Raw genomic sequence first — 3,786 nt, 5'->3', positions numbered from 1 at the left:
GGAGTTAATCATTTCATATGAGAAAAAAGCGTTGGAAAAAGGAAGGGAAGAAGGGATCAAACAAGGGATCAAACAAGGGATGAGACAGGGGATGAAGCATCTTGTCCAAACGATGGCGGGAAAAGGGATGAGTGTACAAGACATCGCAAACGTAACAGATCTGGCAGAAGAAGAAGTGAAGCAGTTGTTGAAAGAGGAATGATACGGTGTATGGTCACGCTCCGAAGAATTACGAAACGAAAACGAAAGAAAAAGAACAAGTGTTGGAGTTAATCATTTCATATGAGAAAAAAGCGTTAGAAAGAGGCTTGAAAGAAGGAGTAGAGCGAGGATTACAGCAAGGCCTGCAACAAGAAAAACGCCACATTGCGAAAAAGATGCTTGCGAAAGGCTACGATGTACAGACGATCCATGAATTGACGGAGTTGACTGTGGAAGAAATTGAGATGTTGAAGTGATATCGTGCCTGTCACGCCCCTGAAGCATATCGAAGTTCGCTAGGGAGAAAGATAAAAAATTGCCCACTTGTATCGGAAAATTATTTTTCATTCGCAAAAAAAGGGCCATTTCTCGGCTCTTTTTTTGCTTTTGCCGCGAAAAAACGCCGCAAAATTCAATTTTCTACATTTGCATTTCCCGTATTTCCTAGTTTTAATCAAATTGTACCCCGATATTCCACGAAAGGATGATCCTCACATGCAATACCTCGATTTGAAAATGGATTTTATGTTTAAACAGCTGTTCGGGCATCCGAGCCGAAAGTCGATTACGATGGCGTTTTTAAACGCGCTGTTGCATCGGACAGGCGATGACCGAATCGTCGATGTGCAGTTTGAAAACACCGAACTGACGAAAGAAACAGAAGACGGGAAAACAGGACGGTTAGACGTCATCGTTCGCACAAATCGCGGCGAGCGCATTCATGTTGAAATTCAAATCATCCCGCAATACGGCATGCCTGAACGGCTATTGTATTACTGGGCGCGGTTATTTTCGTCTTCCCTATCAAAAGGAGAACGGTACGACACACTCCCTCCGACGATTATGATTGCCATCCTCAACTATCCGCTCTTTCCGCACGAAACCGACCGCTTCCACACCGTCTTTCACATCCGCGAAGACGAAGAACAGTTTCTTTGGAGCCATCACCTTGAATTTCATGTGCTTGATTTGTCACAATTTATGGTAAAATGGAAGAAATACCGCCGGGATGTGAAGCAGTCACCCGAATGGCCGTGGCTGATGATGTTATCGGCCGTAGACAGCCGAACGAAGAAAATTGATGAAGAAATGTTTCGCGAATTGGAGGGAGTCGCGATGACGGAACAAGAAATTTTAGAAGCGTTAGAAGAATGGCAAAATTTGAGCGTTGACCCGGAAAACCGCTACGCATACGAAATGCGGCTCAAATGGCTACTCGACCAATTATCAAACATTCGCGGGAGTCGAGAGGAAGGCTTGAAGGAAGGCATGGAGAAAAAAGAACGCGAAATGATTCAAAAAATGCTCGAAAAAGGCATGAGCGTGGCGGACATTGCGCATATACTCGATATGACGGAAGAAGAAGTTCGGATAAGATGTAAATTGTGATGCCGTGCCTGTCACGCCACAGGTTAATGAACAAAAACGTATTGCTGAGAAAGTGGATTTTTTGTTAAATAACTTAGATCATGAAAAAGAAATGGTTTAGAAGTTGAAGAAAAGCTCGATTTATTAAAGCAATCCATCCTCTCTAAAGCCTTCCGTGGTGAGCTTGGCACCAATGATCCGACGATGAACATGCGATAGAGTTGTTAAAAGAAGTACTATCACAAACAAGCGGACAGTCGTAGTACTGTTCGCTTGTTGCCTTATTGGAAACAAATATTTAAGTTGATTTGGTAACTACGTCATTAGTTGCTTGTTGGAAATCAAAAACACCTTTTGCCATCTTGTCCACCTTCCTCGTCTTGAATGGTACTAGTATAGACAAGGGAAGCAGGAATAAACGCGATTTCATAAACTTTTTCTATTCTATGAAGGGGCTGAATAGTTACCATAAATCATACATAAATCAAAGGATAAGATCGTGATTATAACGGCTTTAGTAACGCTTTTTGTATTTATTATCACTCTTTGTATATGGTTAGGTGCACTTAATTTTCTTTTTTTAAACAAGTTCTTATCAGATATTGCAAAGTTCGGAAGTTTATTGAGTTCGTTAGGATGTGTGGAGTTTGACTAATGGAAATTTCTCAATCTGTTTAAGGAGGACTAAGTAACCTATGGACTATCATCAATAAAATTCGTATCAAAAAACAAAAAAGATAGCTCAGCCCTGCCTAAACGGTAGCGGGGAAAAGCTATCTTGCCGAACTTTTGTGCTATCAGCCCTGCCTAAACGGTAGCGGGGAAAATAACACCTTGTTGTAAATAAATATAAGTCATAAAATTTTTTTAGTCAATAGAGTTTGGTAAAAAAATATATCAATTGAATAAGAAAAAAGAGGTGTGCATCAATCTATGTACTACTTGATTTATTTTGATGAGAGTAATAAAATTGATCAACTTGACGTTGAGTATTCTTATTATGGTGCTTATGGAAGTACAGATACATCGATGGCAAAAGTTGTTAGAAAAGTTCGGGATATATTTAAACAATGTAAATCCTTTAGTGAATTACACTTTCGTGAGTATACTAAAGACAACCATGTAAAAAAATACTTCCAAACTCTCCATACAGTTATCAATGAGGATGTAAAAATAAACATTCTTATCGTTAATAATAAGGACGCCTTATATGCTGCGCAAAGGATAGGATTGACTACTCCTGAGTTGAGAAATTTATTTTATATAAAGATACCAGAGAGGCTGTTCTATGGTGTGACCAGAAATTTATCCGAATTTAGTGAAAATGATGAAATGATTAAAGTTAAAATTAAAGTGGATCAGAACGACGAGTATGATGAGATTTTTCTTGGACATAAAATTATTGAACAGATGAACGCACATTCTGCCTATAGAAACAAAAACTATCGAGTGGTTCGCGTAATGTCTCAAGATTCAGCTAAATCCATTCCTTTGCAAATAGTCGATACTTTTATGGGGATTGTTGTATTTTTGCTAGAAAAAAATTATCTCGAACAATCAAATGTTTCTAAAATAAAAAGCGATCTCATATATAGATTTCTGATCGAGCAAGATAACCTTACTAGGTTCCAGAAACAAATAAAGCTATACAAATGGACAGGAAGCGAAGAGCTTACTTCCATGAACATAAGTGATTATGTATCGCCTTTTATGGCCTATAAAGCCGCGTACGATGTGCAAGAAATGACACGTATCCAAAAAGTAATGCTTGAAGATTCCCCAAAATCATTGAAAGAGTTGAGAGAAAAAGTGAACTATCCTAATAATGCTAAATACACTTATAGCATACAAAGACCAGATTGAAGGACGCGGAAGAAATTATTCCATCATATAACCGCAGGTAAAAATGATGTAACATTTGGTGAGAGAGCTAGATTACTCACAGGAAAACTTGACAGTCAAGTAAAACCATTTTTATTTGATATGGTGCCTGTCACGCCCAAAAAATCACCGAATTTTCACAAAACAGAGGGCTTTTCTCTCTGTTTTTTCCATTCCCAAAGCAGGAACATCGCTACTTTTGTCGAAAATATGCAACAAAACAGAAAGTGAGGTGCATGTATGGCGGTTGATCATGATCGGTTGTTTAAAGAGCTGATGATGACATTTTTCGAAGAGTTTCTTCTCCTCTTTTTCCCACATGTGCATGAGCATATC

General features: G+C 38.7%; 3 protein-coding genes and 2 pseudogenes. All 5 read left to right on the top strand.

All coding sequences use genetic code 11. The features are described from left to right. Window positions 1-202: pseudogene (locus M4I42_RS16350) on the top strand (DUF4351 domain-containing protein); the annotation flags it as partial. A 4-nt stretch (window positions 203-206) separates the two neighbouring features. Beyond that, window positions 207-458: a transposase gene (locus tag M4I42_RS16345; RefSeq protein WP_268853113.1), complete on the top strand. Its 252-nt coding sequence runs from the start codon at window positions 207-209 to the stop codon at window positions 456-458. Between the two features lie 238 nt (window positions 459-696). Next, a complete protein-coding gene (locus M4I42_RS16340) occupies window positions 697-1,590 on the top strand; it encodes an Rpn family recombination-promoting nuclease/putative transposase (RefSeq protein WP_268853112.1) in 894 nt (297 codons plus the stop codon). A gap of 912 nt (window positions 1,591-2,502) precedes the next feature. Continuing rightward, the gene (locus M4I42_RS16335; RefSeq protein ID WP_268853111.1) at window positions 2,503-3,432 is read left to right on the top strand and encodes a DUF3800 domain-containing protein; all 930 of its coding nucleotides are present in this window, start codon (window positions 2,503-2,505) and stop codon (window positions 3,430-3,432) included. Between the two features lie 258 nt (window positions 3,433-3,690). Beyond that, a pseudogene (locus M4I42_RS16330) lies at window positions 3,691-3,786 on the top strand (DUF4351 domain-containing protein); the annotation flags it as partial.

Origin of the sequence: Anoxybacillus sp. J5B_2022, assembly GCF_026847645.1 — a bacterium.
In the GTDB taxonomy this organism is placed as follows: domain Bacteria; phylum Bacillota; class Bacilli; order Bacillales; family Anoxybacillaceae; genus Anoxybacteroides.
This window is presented reverse-complemented; position numbering and strand designations above follow the sequence as displayed.

Coding starts and splice junctions, on each gene's coding strand:
- M4I42_RS16340 (WP_268853112.1), top strand. CDS start 697: ATGCAATACCTCGATTTGAAAATGGATTTTATGTTTAAACAGCTGTTC.
- M4I42_RS16335 (WP_268853111.1), top strand. CDS start 2,503: ATGTACTACTTGATTTATTTTGATGAGAGTAATAAAATTGATCAACTT.